This window comes from Streptomyces sp. NPDC032126 (assembly GCF_055580085.1).
Genome location: NZ_JBVIMA010000002.1, coordinates 539,147 through 556,032, shown reverse-complemented (window position 1 = coordinate 556,032; position 16,886 = coordinate 539,147). Strand labels below are relative to the sequence as shown.

Genomic DNA, 16,886 nt, shown 5'->3' with positions numbered 1-16,886 from the left:
TTAAGCTCGGCTGCATGATTGATGTGCGGCGCATGCAGGTCCTGCGCGCGGTGGTCGGCAGCGGGTCGGTGACCGCGGCGGCGGCCCGCCTCGGATACACGCCCTCGGCGGTGAGCCAGCAGATCGCCGCGCTGGAGAAGGAGGCCGGCGCCGAGCTGCTGGAGCGGGTGGGGCGCGGGGTGCGGCCCACAGCGGCGGGGTTGCTGCTCACCGAGTACGCGGACGCCATCGCCCGCCAGGTCGCCGAGGCGGAGACGGCCCTCGCCGATCTGCTGGCGGGGCGGACGGGGCGGCTGTCGGTGCGGTACTTCGCGACGGCGGGCGCGGGGCTGGTGGCACCGGCGGTGGCGCGGCTGCGGGCGGCGCACCCGGGGGTGCGGATCGATCTGCGGCTGGCCGGCCCGGATCCGCTGCCGGACGTCCGTGAGGGCCGCGCCGATCTCGCCCTGGTGGTCGGCGCCGGCGACCCGCCGGACGGAGTGCGGCTGCTGCACCTGCTGGACGATCCCTATCTGGCGGTGCTGCCCGCCGGTCATCCGCTGGCCGCGCGCACGCGGCTGCGCCTCGCCGAGCTGGCGGGGGAGGCCTGGGTGGGCAGCGAGTGGCCCGGCCCCTGCCTGGACGCCCAGCTGTCGGCGTGCGAGGCGGCCGGCTTCCGCCCGGAGTTCGTGGTCGACAGCGAGGACCACGGCACGGCCCAGGGCTTCGTCGCGGCCGGTCTCGGAGTGGCCCTGATCCCCCGGCTGGGCCTCGGGGGACGGCACCCCGGCGTGGTCGTGCGGGAGGTGACCGGCCCGGAGCCGGTCCGCGCGATCCACGCGGCCGTACGGGAGACGGCGCCCCCTCAGCCCGCCCTCGAGACTTTCGTCGAGGCGCTGCGGCAGGCTACGCCTTGGTAGGCAGCAGCGGCCGGCCCGTGCCCCGGGGCGGGACCAGCCGTGGCAGGGCGTACGGCAGGGCGCCGTACCAGAGCCTCGCCACCATGAAGCCGAAGGCCAGGCACACGGTGCCGCCGACCGCGTCGAGCCAGAAGTGGTTGGCGGTGGCGACGATGACCACCAGCGTGAGCGCCGGGTACAGCAGACCCAGGACCCGCACCCACGGAACCCGGGCCAGCGCGAAGATCGTCAGCCCGCACCACAGCGACCAGCCGATGTGCATCGACGGCATCGCCGCGTACTGGTTCGACACGTTCTTCAGGTCGCCGGAGGCCATCGAGCCCCAGGTCTGATGGACCAGCACCGTGTCGACGAAGTGACCGCCGGGCATCAGCCGGGGCGGGGCGAGCGGATACAGGTAGTAACCGAGCAGCGCGATCGCGGTCGTGGCGAAGAGGACGAGCCGGGTCGCGGCGTAGCGGCCCGGGTGACTGCGGTACAGCCACACCAGCACACCCAGCGTCACCACGAAGTGCAGGGTCGCGTAGTAGTAGTTCATCCCCACGATCAGCCAGGACACCGAGTTCACGGCGTGGTTGACCGACCGCTCGTAGGCGAGGCCGAGATGCTGCTCGACGCTCCACAGCCAGTCCGCGTTGCTCAGCGCCTTGCCGCGCTGCTCCGGGACGGCGTTGCGGATCAGTGAGTACGTCCAGTAACTCACCGCGATCAACAGGACTTCGAACCACAGCCGGGGCCGCCGGGGGGTGCGCAGCCGGGTCAGCGGACCCGGTCGCTTCTCGGGCTCCCGCTGCTGTCCGGTTCCGGCCGTGACGGGGTCACGAAGGGCCTCATCACGGCCTTCCAGTGACGTCACGGTCGATTCACCCATGGACACAGAGTCTGCCAGAAAAGCCTTGTCCCTCCGATCATCCCCTGGTCGGGTTCCGATCGCACGTTCTACCGCGGCCGTACGGCACCGCGTCCTCCCGGCGCAGTGCCCCGGGCCCGCTGTCTCTCCGTCCTACGGACGATTTCGGTCCCCAGGGGCCGAAGCGGTCGAACCGCGCACCACCAGCTCCGGCATGAACACGAATTCACTGTGGGGCGCGGGCGTCCCGCCGATCTCCTCCAGCAGCGTGCGCACCGCGGCCTGGCCCATCGCCGGCACCGGCTTGCGGATGGTCGTCAGCGGCGGGTCGGTGAACGCGATCAGCGGGGAGTCGTCGAAGCCGACCACCGAGATGTCCCGCGGCACCGCGAGCCCGCGCTGCCGGGCCGCCCTTATCGCGCCCAGCGCCATCATGTCGCTGGCGCACACCACGGCCGTGCAGGAGCGGTCGATGAGCGCGTTCGCGGCCGCCTGACCGCCCTCCAGGGTGTACAGGGAGTGCTGGACCAGCTCCGCCTCGATGGTCTCCGGCGGCAGGCCCAGCTGGTCCTGCATGCTGCGCACGAAGCCCTCGATCTTGCGCTGCACCGGCACGAACCGCTTCGGGCCGAGCGCGAGGCCGATCCGGGTGTGCCCCAGGGAGGCCAGGTGCGTGACCGCCAGCTGCATCGCCGCGCGGTCGTCGGGGGAGATGAAGGGCGCCTGCACCTTGGGCGAGAAGCCGTCGACGAGGACGAACGGCACGCCCTGGGCGCGCAGCTGCTCGTAGCGCTGGGTGTCGGCGGTGGTGTCCGCGTGCAGCCCGGAGACGTAGATGATGCCGGCGACCCCGCGGTCGACCAGCATCTCGGTCAGCTCGTCCTCGGTGGAGCCGCCCGGGGTCTGGGTGGCGAGCACCGGGGTGTAGCCCTGGCGGGTCAGCGCCTGGCCGATGACCTGGGCCAGGGCCGGGAATATGGGGTTCTCCAGCTCGGGCGTGATCAGGCCCACCAGTCCCGCGCTGCGCTGCCTGAGGCGCACCGGACGCTCGTACCCGAGGACGTCGAGTGCGGCCAGCACGGACTGACGGGTGGTGGCGGCGACGCCAGGCTTGCCGTTGAGGACGCGGCTGACGGTCGCTTCGCTCACCCCCGCCTGCGCAGCGATGTCGGCAAGCCGTGTGGTCACAGGGCTGGACTGTACCGGCCAGGCCTCTGCTTGCACACCGACAGGACGCCTGGTGCGAGTGGTGGGGCGGCCCGGTCCGGGCTGCTGCGTCATCGCGCTCCCTCGTAGGTGTGGCGGCGTCGGGCTCCCGCTGTTGCAAGGGGCCGTTGCCGTGATGGTCCCCTCGCCGAAAGCCGATGGCAAGAGCTTGCAGAGTCTTGCACAACTGGGGGCCCGATATGCCGGCCCAGGCGAAACAGGGGGCTCACCGGCCCCTCCATAGGGCCCGGAGGTGGTCGCGGACCGGTCGCCGACTGGTCTCCGGGCGGTCTACGGGAGGTCACACCCGGATAACTTCCGAGATCTCTTGCACTTTTTTTCTGCAAGGTCTTTCGCGGCGCTTACACGGCTGTTACGTTCCCACTCGCCCGGCGGCCGCAACGGCGCAGTCGGCAAGTGGGCAGGGACGGCGGACGGGACCGCTCCCTGTAGCTAGACGGGCTTTCACCCTCAAGGAGAACTCATGCGGCGTGGCATAGCGGCCACCGCGCTGGTGGCGTCCCTCGCCCTCGCGGCGACGGCCTGCGGCGGAGACGACAGCGACAGCAAGTCGAGCGGACCGGTGACCATCACCTGGTGGGACACCTCCAACGCCACGAACGAGGCGCCGACGTACCAGGCCCTCATCAAGGAGTTCGAGGCCGCCAACAAGGACGTCAAGGTCAAGTACGTCAACGTCCAGTTCGACCAGGCCCAGAACAAGTTCGACACGGCCGCCGGCTCCAAGGGCGCCCCGGACGTGCTGCGCTCCGAGGTCGGCTGGACCCCGGCGTTCGCCAAGAAGGGCTACCTCCTTCCGCTGGACGGCACCGAGGCCCTCGCGGACCAGGCCAAGTTCCAGCCCAACCTGATCGAGCAGGCCAAGTACGAGGGCAAGACCTACGGCGTTCCGCTGGTCACCGACACCCTCGCTCTCGTCTACAACAAGGCGCTCTTCACCAAGGCCGGCGTCGAGGCCCCCAAGACCTGGGACGACCTGAAGACGGCCGCCGCCACGATCAAGGCGAAGACCGGTGTGGACGGCTACTGGGGTCACGTCGACCCCTACTTCGCCCAGCCGTTCCTCTACGGCGAGGGCACCGACACCGTCGACGCCGCCGCCAAGAAGATCACCGTCAACTCGGACGCGGCGAAGAAGGGCTACAACACCTTCCTGAGCCTCTTCGACGGCAAGGGCCTGCACAAGGCCGACACCACCGCCGACGCCTACGCCCACATCCAGGACGCGTTCGTCAACGGCAAGGTCGCCGCGATCATCCAGGGCCCGTGGGAGATCACCAACTTCTACAAGGGCAGCGCCTTCAAGGACAAGGCCAACCTGGGCATCGCCACCGTCCCGGCCGGCTCCACCGGCAAGGCGGGCGCCCCGACCGGCGGCCACAACCTCTCCGTCTACGCCGGCTCCGACGCCGCGCACCAGAAGGCGGCCCTGAAGTTCGTCAACTTCATGACCTCCGCGAAGGCCCAGACGGAGATCGCGCTGAAGAACTCCACCCTGCCGACCCGCCAGGACGCCTACACCGCCGAGGTCAAGGCCGACCCCGGTATCGCCGGCTTCCAGACGGTCCTCGCCGCCGCCCAGCCGCGTCCGGCGCTGCCCGAGTACAGCTCCCTGTGGGGCCCGGTGGGCGCCGAGCTGCCCAAGATCGCGGGCGGCAAGGAGTCCCTCGACAAGGGCCTGAGCAACGCTGAGCTCGCGATCCAGAAGCTGGTTCCCGACTTCAGCAAGTGAGCCCCGCGTGGCCGTCGGATCCTCCTGACTCAGGGGGGAAGGATCCGGCGGCCACCGGCCTGTGGCCGAAACGGCCGACCGCCCAGCCCACCCCCTGTCCCAGAAGGTGTCGAACCATGACAGTCGCCATCGACCGAGCGACCGGCAAGCGGCGCGGTGAGCGAGAACCGCGGCCCGGGCTGGGTCAGCGCCTGAAGCGCGGATACCAGAAGCACTGGTACGCGTACGCCATGATCGCCCCCGTGGCGATCGTGCTCGGCGTCCTCGTGATCTACCCGCTGATCTACGGCGTCTACCTCACCCTCACCGACGCCAACAGCCTCAACACCGCGCGCACCATCGGCGTCAACCACATCGACGCCACCTACAAGTTCATCGGCTTCGACAACTACGCCGACATCCTGTGGGGCCCCACCTCGTACGACCGCTTCTGGTCCCACTTCATCTGGACCGTCGTGTGGACCGCGGCCTGCGTCACCCTGCACTACACCATCGGCCTCGGCCTCGCCCTGCTGCTCAACCAGAAGCTGCGCGGCCGCACCTTCTACCGGATGATGCTGGTGCTGCCCTGGGCCGTGCCCACCTTCGTCACCGTCTTCGGCTGGCGCTTCATGCTCGCCGACGGCGGCATCATCAACACCGCACTCGACGCGCTCCATCTGCCGTCACCGGCGTGGCTGGAGGACACCTTCTGGCAGCGGTTCGCCGCCATCATGGTCAACACCTGGTGCGGTGTGCCGTTCATGATGCTCTCCCTGCTCGGCGGCCTCCAGGCCATCGACTCCTCCCTGTACGAGGCCGCGGAGATGGACGGCGCGAGCGCCTGGCAGCGCTTCCGCTACGTCACCCTGCCGGGCCTGCGGTCGGTCAGCTCGACCGTGATCCTGCTCGGCGTCATCTGGACGTTCAACCAGTTCGCCATCATCTTCCTGCTGTTCGGCGACACCGCCCCCGACGCGCAGATCCTCGTCACATGGGCGTACTACCTCGGCTTCGGACAGCAGCCGCGTGACTTCGCCCAGTCGGCCGCGTACGGCATTCTGCTGCTGGCCATCCTGATCGTCTTCACCTCCTTCTACCGCCGCTGGCTGAACCGCAACGACCAGCAGCTCGCGATCTGAGGCAGGAGTCACCATGAGCACCGCAACACCCCCCGAGATCAAGTCCGACCGCCCCGTGACCCCCCAGGTCCTCGCCACCTCGCGGCTCCGTCCCACCCGCCGCCGCGGCGAGAACAGCCGCCTCGGTTCCCTCGCCTCCCACGGCATCCTGATCGTCGCGAGCATCGTCGCGCTCTTCCCGATCGCCTGGCTGGTGTACCTCTCCCTCGGCCCCGACAAGGACGACTATCTGCACCCCGGCGGGATCTGGGGGAAGATGACGTTCGACAACTACACGTTCGTCATCGAGCACACCAAGTTCTTCGACTGGCTGAAGAGTTCGCTGATCGTCACGCTCGGCACCACGGCCATCGGCGTGATCATCGCCGCCACCACCGGCTACGCCGTCTCCCGCATGCGCTTCCCCGGCTACAAGAAGTTCATGTGGATGCTGCTGGTCACCCAGATGTTCCCGGTCGCGGTGCTCATGGTGCCGATGTACCAGATCCTGTCGGACCTCCAGCTGGTCGACAACTACCTCGGCCTCATCCTCGTCTACTGCACGACCGTCGTGCCGTACAGCGCGTGGCTGCTCAAGGGGTACTTCGACACCATCCCCTTCGAGATCGACGAGGCCGGCCGCGTCGACGGGCTCACCCCCTTCGGCACCTTCGCCCGGCTGATCCTGCCGCTGGCCAAGCCCGGCCTCGCGGTCGCCGCGTTCTACAACTTCCTCACCGCGTTCAGCGAGGTCGCCTTCGCCTCGACGTTCATGCTCAGCGACGACAAGTACACGCTCGCCGTCGGTCTGCAGAGCTTCGTCAGCGAGCACGACGCCCAGCGCAACCTGATGGCGGCCACCGCGGTGCTGATCGCGATACCCGCCTCCCTGTTCTTCTACCTCGTGCAGAAGAACCTGGTGACGGGCCTCACCGCGGGCGGCACCAAGGGCTAGAACGCCGGTTCGTCAGCGCCCCTCAGGGGCGCGGGGCTGTATCGATTTGCGGCTCCGCCGCGCGGGCGCGACCAGCCACGACGGTGCCGCACCCGAACTCGAGGCGGCTGCGATGTCCATCCGACCCCGCTGTCATCGCGGCCGCCTCGTCATCACCGTTGTATGCACACCTGACCCCATGACCCCGTTACGTATCAAGGACGCCATGAGCCAGCAGCACTCCGCCCTCGCCCCGGCCCCCGCCCAAGCCAAGCGTCGCGACTGGTGGCGGGACGCGGTGATCTACCAGGTCTATCCGCGCAGCTTCGCCGACAGCAACGGCGACGGCATGGGCGACCTGGAAGGCATCCGCTCCCGACTGCCGTACCTGCGCGACCTCGGCGTGGACGCCGTGTGGCTCAGCCCCTTCTACGCCTCCCCGCAGGCCGACGCCGGCTACGACGTCGCCGACTACCGTGCCGTCGACCCGATGTTCGGCAACCTCCTGGACGCCGACGCGCTGATCCGCGACGCCCACGGGCTGAACCTGCGGATCATCGTCGACCTGGTCCCCAACCACTCCTCCGACCAGCACGAGTGGTTCAAGCGCGCGCTGGCGGACGGCCCCGGCTCCCCGCTGCGCGACCGCTACCACTTCCGCCCCGGCAAGGGCGAGAACGGCGAACTCCCGCCCAACGACTGGGAGTCCATCTTCGGCGGCCCGGCCTGGACCCGCGTCACCGAGCCCGACGGCACCCCCGGTGAGTGGTACCTCCACCTCTTCGCGCCCGAGCAGCCCGACTTCAACTGGGAGCACCCGGCGGTCGGCGACGAGTTCCGCTCCATCCTGCGCTTCTGGCTGGACATGGGCGTCGACGGCTTCCGCATCGACGTCGCCCACGGCCTGGTCAAGGCCGACGGCCTGCCGGACCTGGGCTCCCACGACCAGCTGAAGCTGCTGGGCAACGATGTCATGCCGTTCTTCGACCAGGACGGCGTGCACGCCATCTACCGGCAGTGGCGCACGATCCTCGACGAGTACGCCGGCGAGCGCATCTTCGTCGCCGAGGCGTGGACGCCGACCGTCGAGCGCACCGCGAACTACGTCCGCCCCGACGAGCTGCACCAGGCGTTCAACTTCCAGTACCTGTCGACGGAATGGGACGCCGAGGAGCTGCGCGGGGTCGTCGACCGCACCCTGGAGGCGATGCGCCCGGTCGGCGCCCCGGCCACCTGGGTGCTGTCGAACCACGACGTCACCCGGCACGCGACCCGCTTTGCCAACCCCCCGGGCCTGGGCACCCAGATCCGCACGGCGGGCGACCGGGAGCTGGGGCTGCGGCGGGCCCGCGCCGCGACCCTCCTCATGCTCGCGCTGCCCGGCTCGGCGTACATCTACCAGGGCGAGGAACTCGGCCTCCCGGACGTCGTCGACCTGCCCGACGAGGTGCGCCAGGACCCCGCGTACTTCCGCGGCGCCGGCCAGGACGGCTTCCGCGACGGCTGCCGGGTGCCGATCCCGTGGACCCGCACGGGGCCGTCGTACGGCTTCGGCGCGGGCGGCAGCTGGCTGCCCCAGCCCTCGACGTGGGGCGAGCTGAGCGTGGAGGCGCAGACCGGCGACCCGGACTCGACGCTGGAGCTGTACCGCTCGGCGCTGGCCGTCCGGCGGTCGCAGACGGACCTCGGCGCCGGTGACTCCGTGGAGTGGCTCAAGGCCCCCGAGGGCGTACTGGCCTTCCGTCGCGGTGAGTTCGTGTGCGTGGCCAACACGACGGGCGAGTCGGTGCGCACCCCGTCGTACGGCCGTCTGCTGCTCGCCAGCGGCGAGGTGGCGGAGACTGACGGCGAGGCGAAGCTGCCGGCCGACACGACGGCGTGGTGGACGACGGTGGCCTGACGACCGTGGCCTGACGGCCCGGCGAGAAAGTTCTTGCATCAACTTCACAACGGCCCGCTGTCTTTCGGACAGCGGGCCTTTAACATCTGCGTCACCGCAAGTTTGCTGAAATATTTCAGCAAGCGCCTTCAAGGACGAAGGACCCCACATGGCACGCAGATTCCTCCCCACGGCGGCCGCCCTCGCGGCCGTCGCTCTGGTTGGCATGAACCCGACCACCGCACAGGCCTCCCCGCCCGGCACCAAGGACGTCACCGCCGTGATGTTCGAGTGGAAGTACGCCTCGGTGGCCAAGGAGTGCACCACCACCCTCGGCCCCGCCGGCTACGGATACGTCCAGGTCTCCCCGCCCGCCGAGCACATACAGGGCTCGCAGTGGTGGACCTCGTACCAGCCGGTGTCGTACCGGATCGCGGGCCGGCTCGGCGACCGGGCGGCGTTCCAGTCGATGGTGAACACCTGCCACGCGGCCGGGGTGAAGGTCGTCGTCGACACGGTCGTCAACCACATGGCGGCGGGCAGCGGCACCGGCACCGGCGGCTCGTCGTACACGAAGTACAACTACCCCGGCCTGTACTCCTCCTTCGACTTCGACGACTGCACGGCCCAGATCACCAACTACGCGGACCGCTGGAACGTGCAGCACTGCGAGCTGGTGGGCCTCGCCGACCTGGACACGGGCGAGGAGTACGTCCGCAAGGCGATCGCGGGCTACATGAACGACCTGCTGACCCTCGGCGTCGACGGCTTCCGCATCGACGCGGCCAAGCACATCGACACGGCGGACCTGGCGAACATCAAGTCCCGGCTGACGAACCCGTCGGTGTACTGGAAGCAGGAGGTCATCTACGGCAGCGGAGAGGCCGTCCAGCCGACGGAGTACACGGGCAACGGCGACGTCCAGGAGTTCCGCTACGCCTACGACCTCAAGCGGGTCTTCAACAACGAGAAGCTGGCGTACCTCACCAACTACGGCGAGGGCTGGGGCTATCTCAGCAGCTCCGTGGCCGGTGTCTTCGTCGACAACCACGACACCGAACGCAACGGCTCCACCCTCAACTACAAGGACGGCGCCAACTACACCCTGGCCAACGTCTTCATGCTCGCCTACCCCTACGGCGCCCCGGACATCAACTCCGGCTACGAGTGGACCGACGCCGACGCGGGCCCGCCCAACGGCGGTACGGTCAACGCCTGTTGGCAGGACGGTTGGAAGTGCCAGCACAACTGGCCCGAGATCGTCCGCATGGTCGCCTTCCGCAACGCGACCCGGGGCCAGTCGGTCACCAACTGGTGGGACAACGGCAACAACGCCATCGCCTTCGGCCGCGGCACCAAGGGCTATGTGGCCATCAACCACGAGACCTCGTCCCTGACCCGCACCTACCAGACGTCGCTGCCGGCCGGGACGTACTGCAACGTCCAGAACAACACGCAGGTGACGGTGAACTCCAGCGGACAGTTCACCGCCACCCTGGCCGCCAACACGGCGCTGGCGATCTACTCGGGCAAGTCGAGCTGCTGAGCCCTGCCTCCGGGGAGCGGGACGAACCGCCCGTCGTATACGAGCGGTTCGTCCCGGACCACTGGGACGCGCCCCGGATGAAAGTTCTTTCTGTGGATTTCAAGACCCTTGCTGTAAAGCTTTCGTTAGCGATACGGTCGCGCGGGGTCGGACCCACCTGAGCCGTAATCGCAAGGAGTTCACGCCTGTGGACCTGATACCGAGATGGCCGGCGCCCCCGCGGCGCCGCACCGCCCGAGCCGGACGGGTCGCGGCCATCACCGCCGCCGCCCTCGCCCTCGCCGTCGTGCAACCGCTCGCCGCCCACGCGGACACGCCGCCCCCGCCGCCGTCCGACGCGAAGCTCGCCGCGCAGCCCGCCCGCCACGACGCGACCCGCGAGCAGTTCTACTTCGTCCTGCCGGACCGCTTCGCCAACGGCGACACCGCCAACGACAAGGGCGGCCTGACCGGTTCCCGCCTCGCCACCGGCTACGACCCCACCGACAAGGGCTTCTACCAGGGCGGTGACCTCAAGGGCCTGACCCGGCGCCTCGACTACATCAAGGGCCTGGGCACCACCGCCCTCTGGATGGCCCCGATCTTCAAGAACCGGCCCGTGCAGGGCACGGGCAGCAACGCCTCCGCGGGCTACCACGGTTACTGGATCACCGACTTCACCCAGGTCGACCCGCACTTCGGCACCAACAAGGACCTCCAGACCCTCATCTCCACGGCCCACGCCAAGGGCATGAAGGTCTACTTCGACGTCATCACCAACCACACCGCGGACGTCGTCGACTACGAGGAGAAGTCCTACGACTACCTCTCCAAGGGCGCCTTCCCGTACCTGACGAAGGACGGCGTTCCCTTCGACGACGCGGACTACGCCGACGGGAAGTCCGCCTTCCCGGCCGTCGACGCCGACTCCTTCCCCCGCACACCGAGGGTCACGAGCGCCGGCAAGGTCCCGGCCTGGCTCAACGACTCGACGATGTACCACAACCGGGGCGACTCGACCTTCGCGGGCGAGTCCTCCTCCTACGGCGACTTCTCCGGCCTCGACGACCTGTGGACCGAGCGTCCCGAGGTGGTCAAGGGCATGGAGAACATCTACGAGCGCTGGGTGCGCGACTTCGACGTCGACGGCTTCCGGATCGACACCGTCAAGCACGTGAACATGGAGTTCTGGACCCAGTGGGCCACGGCCCTCGACGCGTACGCGAAGAAGCGGGGCCGGGACGACTTCTTCATGTTCGGCGAGGTCTACTCCGCCGACACCGCGATCACCTCGCCGTACGTCACGCGGGGCCGCCTCGACGCCACCCTGGACTTCCCCTTCCAGGAGGCGGCCCGCCAGTACGCCTCCCAGGGCGGCAGCGCGAAGAAGCTGGCCGCCGTCTTCGGCGACGACTACAAGTACACGACCGACAAGGCCAACGCCTACGAGCAGGTCACCTTCCTCGGCAACCACGACATGGGCCGCATCGGGTACTTCCTCAAGCAGGACAACCCCCGGGCCACGGACGCCGAGATCCTCGCCAAGGACAGGCTCGCCAACGAGCTGATGTTCCTCAGCCGCGGCAACCCGGTCGTCTACTACGGCGACGAGCAGGGCTTCATCGGCTCCGGCGGCGACAAGGACGCCCGCCAGACGATGTTCGCCTCGAAGACCGCCGACTACCTCGACGACGACGAGATCGGCACCGACCGCACCCACGCGAGCGACGCCTACGACACGAGAGCGCCGCTCTACCGGCAGATCAGTGCTCTCGCCAAGCTCCGCGAGGCCAACCCGGCCCTCACCGACGGCGTCCAGACCGAGCGCTACGCCGCCGACGGCCCCGGCGTCTACGCCTTCTCCCGCACCGGCACCGACACCACCGAGTACGTCGTCGCCGTCAACAACGCGGACGAGGCGAGGACGGCGACGTTCCCGACCGGCTCGGCGAACACGCGCTTCACCGGCATCTACGGCACGAAGGCCCAGGTCACCTCCGGCGCCGACCGGAAGATCACTGTCACCGTCCCGGCCGGCTCGGCGATCGTCCTCAAGGCCGCCCGCAAGCTCGCCCGGCCCGCCACGAAGCCGACGATCACCCTCCAGGCCCCGGCCGCCGGCGCCACCGGCACCGTCGAACTGACCGCCGACGTGCACGGCGGACAGCTCGACCGCGTCGTCTTCGCCGCCCAGACCGGCAACGGCACCTGGCAGACGCTCGGCTCCGCCGACCACGCCCCCTACAAGGTCACCCAGACCATCGCCCGGGCCGTCCCGGCCGGCACCGCCCTGCGCTACAAGGCCGTCGTCGTCGACTCGGCCGGCCGCACCGCGAGCGCGACCGCCACGACGAGCACCGGCACCCCGCCCGCCGAGGAGATCCCCACCGCCTCCTCCCGCGACTACGCGATCGTCCACTACCGGCGCGCCGACGGCGACTACGCCGACTGGGGCGTGTACGCCTGGGGCGACCTCGCCGACGGCGAGTCCACCAGCTGGCCGGCCAGCCACCCCTTCATCGGCCGCGACGCCTACGGCGCCTTCGCCTACGTCAAGCTGAAGCCCGGGGCCTCCAGCGTCGGCTTCCTGGTCATCGACCGGCAGGGGAACAAGGACGTCTCCGCCGACCGCACGATCGACGTCACCAAGACGGGCGAGATCTGGCTGGAACAGGGCAAGGACACCGTCCTCACCGAGAAGCCCGCCTACCCCGCCCAGGACACGACCAAGGCGATCCTGCACTACCACCGCGCCGACGGGGCGTACGACGGCTGGGGCCTGCACGTCTGGACGGGCGCCGCGAACCCCACCGAGTGGTCGAACCCCCTCAAGCCGGTGAAGACTGATGCCTATGGCGCGGTCTTCGAGGTGCCGCTCACCGAGGGTGCCACCAGCCTCAGCTACATCCTGCACAAGGGCGACGGCAAGGACCTCCCGGCCGACCAGTCGCTGGACCTCACCGCGAACGGCCACGAGGTCTGGCTCGTGAACGGCCAGGAGAAATACCTGCTGCCACAGCCCGCCGGCAGCGCTGCCGCGCTCGACCTGACCACCTCCAAGGCGGTCTGGATCGACCGGGATACGCTCGTCTGGAACGGCTCTCAGGCCGCCGCCTCCACCCAGCTGCTCTCCTCCCACGACGGCTCGATCGCCGTCCAGAACGGCTCGCTGACCAGCGACGACGAGCGCTGGCTGCGGCTGACGAAGACCACGCTCACCGACGCCCAGAAGGCCAAGTTCCCGCACCTGAGGAACTACACCGCCTGGTCCGTCGACCCCCGCGACCGCGACCGGGTCCGCGAGGCGCTCCGGGGCCAGCTCGTGGCCTCCCAGCGCGCCGTGAACGGGGCGGTGCTCGCCGCCACCGGCGTGCAGATCGCCGGAGTCCTCGACGACCTCTACGACGCCACGGCCGCCAGGCTCGGCCCGACCTTCACCCAGGGCCGGCCCACGCTCGCCGTCTGGGCCCCGACGGCCCAGTCCGTCGCCCTCGAAGTCGGCGGCGCCACCGTCCCCATGAAGCGGAACGACACCACCGGCGTCTGGTCCGTCACCGGCCCCGCGACCTGGAAGAACCAGCCCTACCGGTACGTCGTGAAGGTCTGGGCGCCCAGCGTCCGCCGGATCGTCACCAACAAGGTCACCGACCCCTACTCGGTCGCGCTCACCGCGAACTCCGGGCGCAGCCTGATCGTCGACCTCGCCGACAAGGCCCTGGCGCCGGCCGGCTGGACGACCTACACCAAGCCGAAGGCCGTACCGCTGGCCGACGCCCAGATCCAGGAGCTGCACATCCGTGACTTCTCGGTCGCGGACAGGACCTCGCGGCACCCGGGGACGTATCTCGCCTTCACCGACAAGCTCAGCGACGGCTCGAAGCACCTGCGGGAGCTGGCCGCGTCGGGCACCGGCTACGTCCACCTCCTGCCGGCGTTCGACATCGCCACCATCCCCGAGCGGAAGGCCGACCAGGCGACCCCCGACTGCGACCTCGCCTCCCTGCCCCCCGACTCCGAGCGGCAGCAGGAGTGCGTGACGGCCGTCGCCGCGAAGGACGCCTACAACTGGGGTTACGACCCGTACCACTACACCGTCCCCGAGGGCTCCTACGCCGGCGACCCGGACGGCACCGCCCGTACGGTCGAGTTCCGCCAGATGGTCAAGGCGCTCAACGAGGACGGCCTGCGGGTCGTGATGGACGTCGTCTACAACCACACGGCGGCCGCCGGCCAGGCCGACACCAGCGTCCTCGACAAGGTCGTGCCCGGCTACTACCAGCGGCTGCTCGCCGACGGCTCGGTCGCCACCAGCACCTGCTGCGCCAACACGGCCACCGAGAACGCCATGATGGGCAAGCTGGTCGTCGACTCGATCGTCACCTGGGCGAAGGAGTACAAGGTCGACGGCTTCCGCTTCGACCTCATGGGCCACCACCCGAAGGCCAACATCCTGGCGGTCCGCAAGGCCCTCGACGCGCTGACCCTCGCGAAGGACGGCGTCGACGGCAAGAAGATCATCCTGTACGGCGAGGGCTGGAACTTCGGCGAGGTCGCCGACGACGCCCGCTTCGTGCAGGCCACCCAGAAGAACATGGCCGGGACGGGCATCGCCACCTTCTCCGACCGGGCCCGTGACGCGGTGCGCGGCGGCGGCCCCTTCGACGAGGACCCCGGCGTCCAGGGCTTCGCCTCGGGGCTCTACACCGACCCCAACGCGTCGAAGAGCAACGGCACTCCCGAGGAGCAGAAGGCCCGGCTGCTGCACTACCAGGACCTGATCAAGGTCGGCCTGTCCGGCAACCTCCGGTCCTTCTCCTTCACCGACACCTCGGGCAAGGAGGTCACGGGCTCCGAGGTCGACTACAACGGACAGCCCGCCGGCTACGCGGACGCGCCCGGCGACGCCCTCGCCTACGCCGACGCGCACGACAACGAGTCGCTGTTCGACGCGCTGACGTACAAGCTGCCCGCGTCGACGAGCGCCGCCGACCGCGCCCGGATGCAGGTCCTGGCGATGGCCACGGCCACCCTCTCGCAGGGCCCGTCGCTCTCCCAGGCCGGCACCGACCTGCTGCGCTCGAAGTCCCTGGACCGCAACTCCTTCGACAGCGGCGACTGGTTCAACGCCATCCACTGGAACTGCGCCGACGGCAACGGCTTCGGCCGGGGACTGCCGCCGGCCGCCGACAACCGGTCCAAGTGGGCCTACGCCAAGCCCCTGCTGGGCGCGGTGAGCGTGGGCTGCCCGCAGATCGACGGGGCCTCGGCGGCGTACCGGGACCTGCTGAGGATCCGTACGACGGAGCGGGCGTTCTCCCTCGGCACGGCCGCGCAGGTCCAGTCGGCGCTCTCCTTCCCGCTGTCCGGCAAGGACGAGACGCCGGGCGTCATCACCATGCGGCTGGGCGGCCTGGTCGTCGTGTTCAACGCGACGCCGGACACCCAGCAGCAGACGGTGGGCTCGCTCGCGGGCCAGGACTACCGGCTGCACCCGGTGCAGGCGGGCGGCGCGGACGCCACGGTGCGGGAGTCGGCGTACGAGCGGGCGACGGGCACGTTCACCGTCCCGGCCCGCACGGTCGCCGTGTTCCGGGAACTAGGGTGATCCCCGTCGTCCTAGAACAGGAGTACTGATGCCGCAGATCACCGTCGACTACTCGGACCGGCTCGCGGACGCCTTCGACCGGCCCGCGTTCGCCAGGGCGCTGCACGCGGCCACGGTCGAGATCGCGGCCGCCAAGCCGGAGGCGTGCAAGGCGCAGTTCCGCCGGACCGAGGAGGCCACCGTCGGGCCGGACACCGAGGGGCACGCGATCGTGCATGTCCACATCGGTCTGCTGGCCGGACGGACCGACGAGACCAAGGCCCGGCTGACCGAGCGGGCCCTGGAACTGCTGCGCAAGCACATCGGGCCGACCGAGGGCCTCGCCGTGCACGCCTCGGCGGAGATCCGCGACCTCGACGCCTCCTACCGCAAGTACGACGCCTAGGGCCGGTCCGCCGGTCAGGCCTCAGGAAGCCAGGGCGATGAGCCGGGTGGCCAGGTCCCCGAAGGGGCCGTCACCCGGCTCACTCGTGAGCATCGGCCGCAGCAGCCCCCGCATCTCCTCGTCGCGCGCCGCGCTCACCGCGGTCAGCGCGGCGAAGTCGTGCACCAGCTGCACCTCCAGCTCGTCGCGCGGGATGCGCCGCCCGTCCAGCCAGATCAGCGCGGTCGACTCGGCCAGCGAGATCCAGGAGCGGATCACCAGCTCCAGCCGCGCCGGCGGGTCGGCGATGCCCAGATGCGCCAGGATCTGCTCGTAGGCGGTCTGCCGTACGGAGTCGATGAGCGCGTTCGTGGTGGACGAGCCGACCGCCGGGCCGCCCCGCATCAACGCGGAGAAACCGGGGCCGTGTTCGTCGACGAAGTCGAAGTACCGGCGCACCACCCGCAGCAGCCGCGAGCCCAGCGGACCCTCGTGCGGCTCGGTGAACCGGCTCGCCAGATCCTCCGAGGCACGCTTCAGCGCGGCCTCGTACAGACTGAGTTTGCCGGGGAAGTAGTGGTAGACCAGCGGGCGCGAGATGCCCGCCGCCGACGCTATCTCGTCGATGGAGACCTCGTCCGGGGACCGGCGGGCGAATAGTTCGAGGGCGACGCCGATCAACTGCTGCCGTCGCTCCTCGACTCCCATTCTGCGGCGAACCCCGATAGTCATGCGAACACCTTACCGATTGGATCAGGACCTCCAGGGACC

11 protein-coding genes are annotated in these 16,886 nt (G+C 69.7%); 8 read left to right on the top strand and 3 right to left on the bottom strand.

What is annotated here, in order from left to right:
• Window positions 1–14 precede the first annotated feature (14 nt).
• Entirely contained in the window at window positions 15–899 is an 885-nt protein-coding gene (locus ACZ5NW_RS11025) for a LysR family transcriptional regulator (protein ID WP_468743501.1), read from the top strand.
• On the opposite strand, the gene ACZ5NW_RS11020 is transcribed toward ACZ5NW_RS11025, so the two are convergent.
• Both ACZ5NW_RS11020 and ACZ5NW_RS11015 read right to left on the bottom strand, forming a co-directional pair.
• Window positions 886–1,770 carry a phosphatase PAP2 family protein gene (locus tag ACZ5NW_RS11020; RefSeq protein ID WP_468743500.1) on the bottom strand — a complete coding sequence of 295 codons (885 nt, stop codon included), beginning with the start codon at window positions 1,768–1,770 and terminating at the stop codon, window positions 886–888. The two genes, ACZ5NW_RS11025 and ACZ5NW_RS11020, sit on opposite strands and share 14 nt — an antisense overlap.
• A gap of 132 nt (window positions 1,771–1,902) precedes the next feature.
• Entirely contained in the window at window positions 1,903–2,937 is a 1,035-nt protein-coding gene (locus ACZ5NW_RS11015) for a LacI family DNA-binding transcriptional regulator (RefSeq protein ID WP_468743499.1), read from the bottom strand.
• A 502-nt stretch (window positions 2,938–3,439) separates the two neighbouring features.
• On the opposite strand from ACZ5NW_RS11015, the gene ACZ5NW_RS11010 reads away from it, so the two are divergent.
• From ACZ5NW_RS11010 to ACZ5NW_RS10980, 7 genes are all read left to right on the top strand, one after another.
• Window positions 3,440–4,708 carry an extracellular solute-binding protein gene (locus tag ACZ5NW_RS11010; RefSeq protein ID WP_468743498.1) on the top strand — a complete coding sequence of 423 codons (1,269 nt, stop codon included), beginning with the start codon at window positions 3,440–3,442 and terminating at the stop codon, window positions 4,706–4,708.
• A 116-nt stretch (window positions 4,709–4,824) separates the two neighbouring features.
• Window positions 4,825–5,829 (top strand): carbohydrate ABC transporter permease, encoded by a 1,005-nt coding sequence (locus ACZ5NW_RS11005; protein WP_468743497.1) that lies wholly within the window; start codon window positions 4,825–4,827, stop codon window positions 5,827–5,829.
• Window positions 5,830–5,842: 13 nt separating this feature from the next.
• Window positions 5,843–6,763 carry a sugar ABC transporter permease gene (locus ACZ5NW_RS11000; protein ID WP_468743496.1) on the top strand — a complete coding sequence of 307 codons (921 nt, stop codon included), beginning with the start codon at window positions 5,843–5,845 and terminating at the stop codon, window positions 6,761–6,763.
• Between the two features lie 205 nt (window positions 6,764–6,968).
• The gene (locus tag ACZ5NW_RS10995; protein WP_468743867.1) at window positions 6,969–8,642 is read left to right on the top strand and encodes a glycoside hydrolase family 13 protein; all 1,674 of its coding nucleotides are present in this window, start codon (window positions 6,969–6,971) and stop codon (window positions 8,640–8,642) included.
• Window positions 8,643–8,790: 148 nt separating this feature from the next.
• On the top strand, window positions 8,791–10,167 hold the full coding sequence (locus tag ACZ5NW_RS10990; RefSeq protein ID WP_468743495.1) for an alpha-amylase: 1,377 nt from the start codon (window positions 8,791–8,793) through the stop codon (window positions 10,165–10,167).
• Window positions 10,168–10,360: 193 nt separating this feature from the next.
• Window positions 10,361–15,751, top strand: coding sequence for a pullulanase-type alpha-1,6-glucosidase (gene pulA, locus ACZ5NW_RS10985; RefSeq protein ID WP_468743866.1), 5,391 nt, complete (start codon window positions 10,361–10,363; stop codon window positions 15,749–15,751).
• 28 nt (window positions 15,752–15,779) lie between these two features.
• Window positions 15,780–16,136: a 5-carboxymethyl-2-hydroxymuconate Delta-isomerase gene (locus tag ACZ5NW_RS10980; RefSeq protein WP_468743494.1), complete on the top strand. Its 357-nt coding sequence runs from the start codon at window positions 15,780–15,782 to the stop codon at window positions 16,134–16,136.
• Window positions 16,137–16,157: 21 nt separating this feature from the next.
• On the opposite strand, the gene ACZ5NW_RS10975 is transcribed toward ACZ5NW_RS10980, so the two are convergent.
• A complete protein-coding gene (locus tag ACZ5NW_RS10975) occupies window positions 16,158–16,847 on the bottom strand; it encodes a TetR/AcrR family transcriptional regulator (protein ID WP_468743493.1) in 690 nt (229 codons plus the stop codon).
• Window positions 16,848–16,886 lie beyond the last annotated feature (39 nt).

What these genes read in the sequence shown, in the direction of transcription:
- ACZ5NW_RS11020 (WP_468743500.1), bottom strand. Translation starts at nt 1,770, where the DNA reads ATGGGTGAATCGACCGTGACGTCACTGGAAGGCCGTGATGAGGCCCTT.
- ACZ5NW_RS10995 (WP_468743867.1), top strand. Translation starts at nt 6,969, where the DNA reads ATGAGCCAGCAGCACTCCGCCCTCGCCCCGGCCCCCGCCCAAGCCAAG.
- ACZ5NW_RS11005 (WP_468743497.1), top strand. Translation starts at nt 4,825, where the DNA reads ATGACAGTCGCCATCGACCGAGCGACCGGCAAGCGGCGCGGTGAGCGA.
- ACZ5NW_RS11025 (WP_468743501.1), top strand. Translation starts at nt 15, where the DNA reads ATGATTGATGTGCGGCGCATGCAGGTCCTGCGCGCGGTGGTCGGCAGC.
- ACZ5NW_RS10980 (WP_468743494.1), top strand. Translation starts at nt 15,780, where the DNA reads ATGCCGCAGATCACCGTCGACTACTCGGACCGGCTCGCGGACGCCTTC.
- ACZ5NW_RS11000 (WP_468743496.1), top strand. Translation starts at nt 5,843, where the DNA reads ATGAGCACCGCAACACCCCCCGAGATCAAGTCCGACCGCCCCGTGACC.
- ACZ5NW_RS10990 (WP_468743495.1), top strand. Translation starts at nt 8,791, where the DNA reads ATGGCACGCAGATTCCTCCCCACGGCGGCCGCCCTCGCGGCCGTCGCT.
- ACZ5NW_RS10975 (WP_468743493.1), bottom strand. Translation starts at nt 16,847, where the DNA reads ATGACTATCGGGGTTCGCCGCAGAATGGGAGTCGAGGAGCGACGGCAG.
- ACZ5NW_RS11010 (WP_468743498.1), top strand. Translation starts at nt 3,440, where the DNA reads ATGCGGCGTGGCATAGCGGCCACCGCGCTGGTGGCGTCCCTCGCCCTC.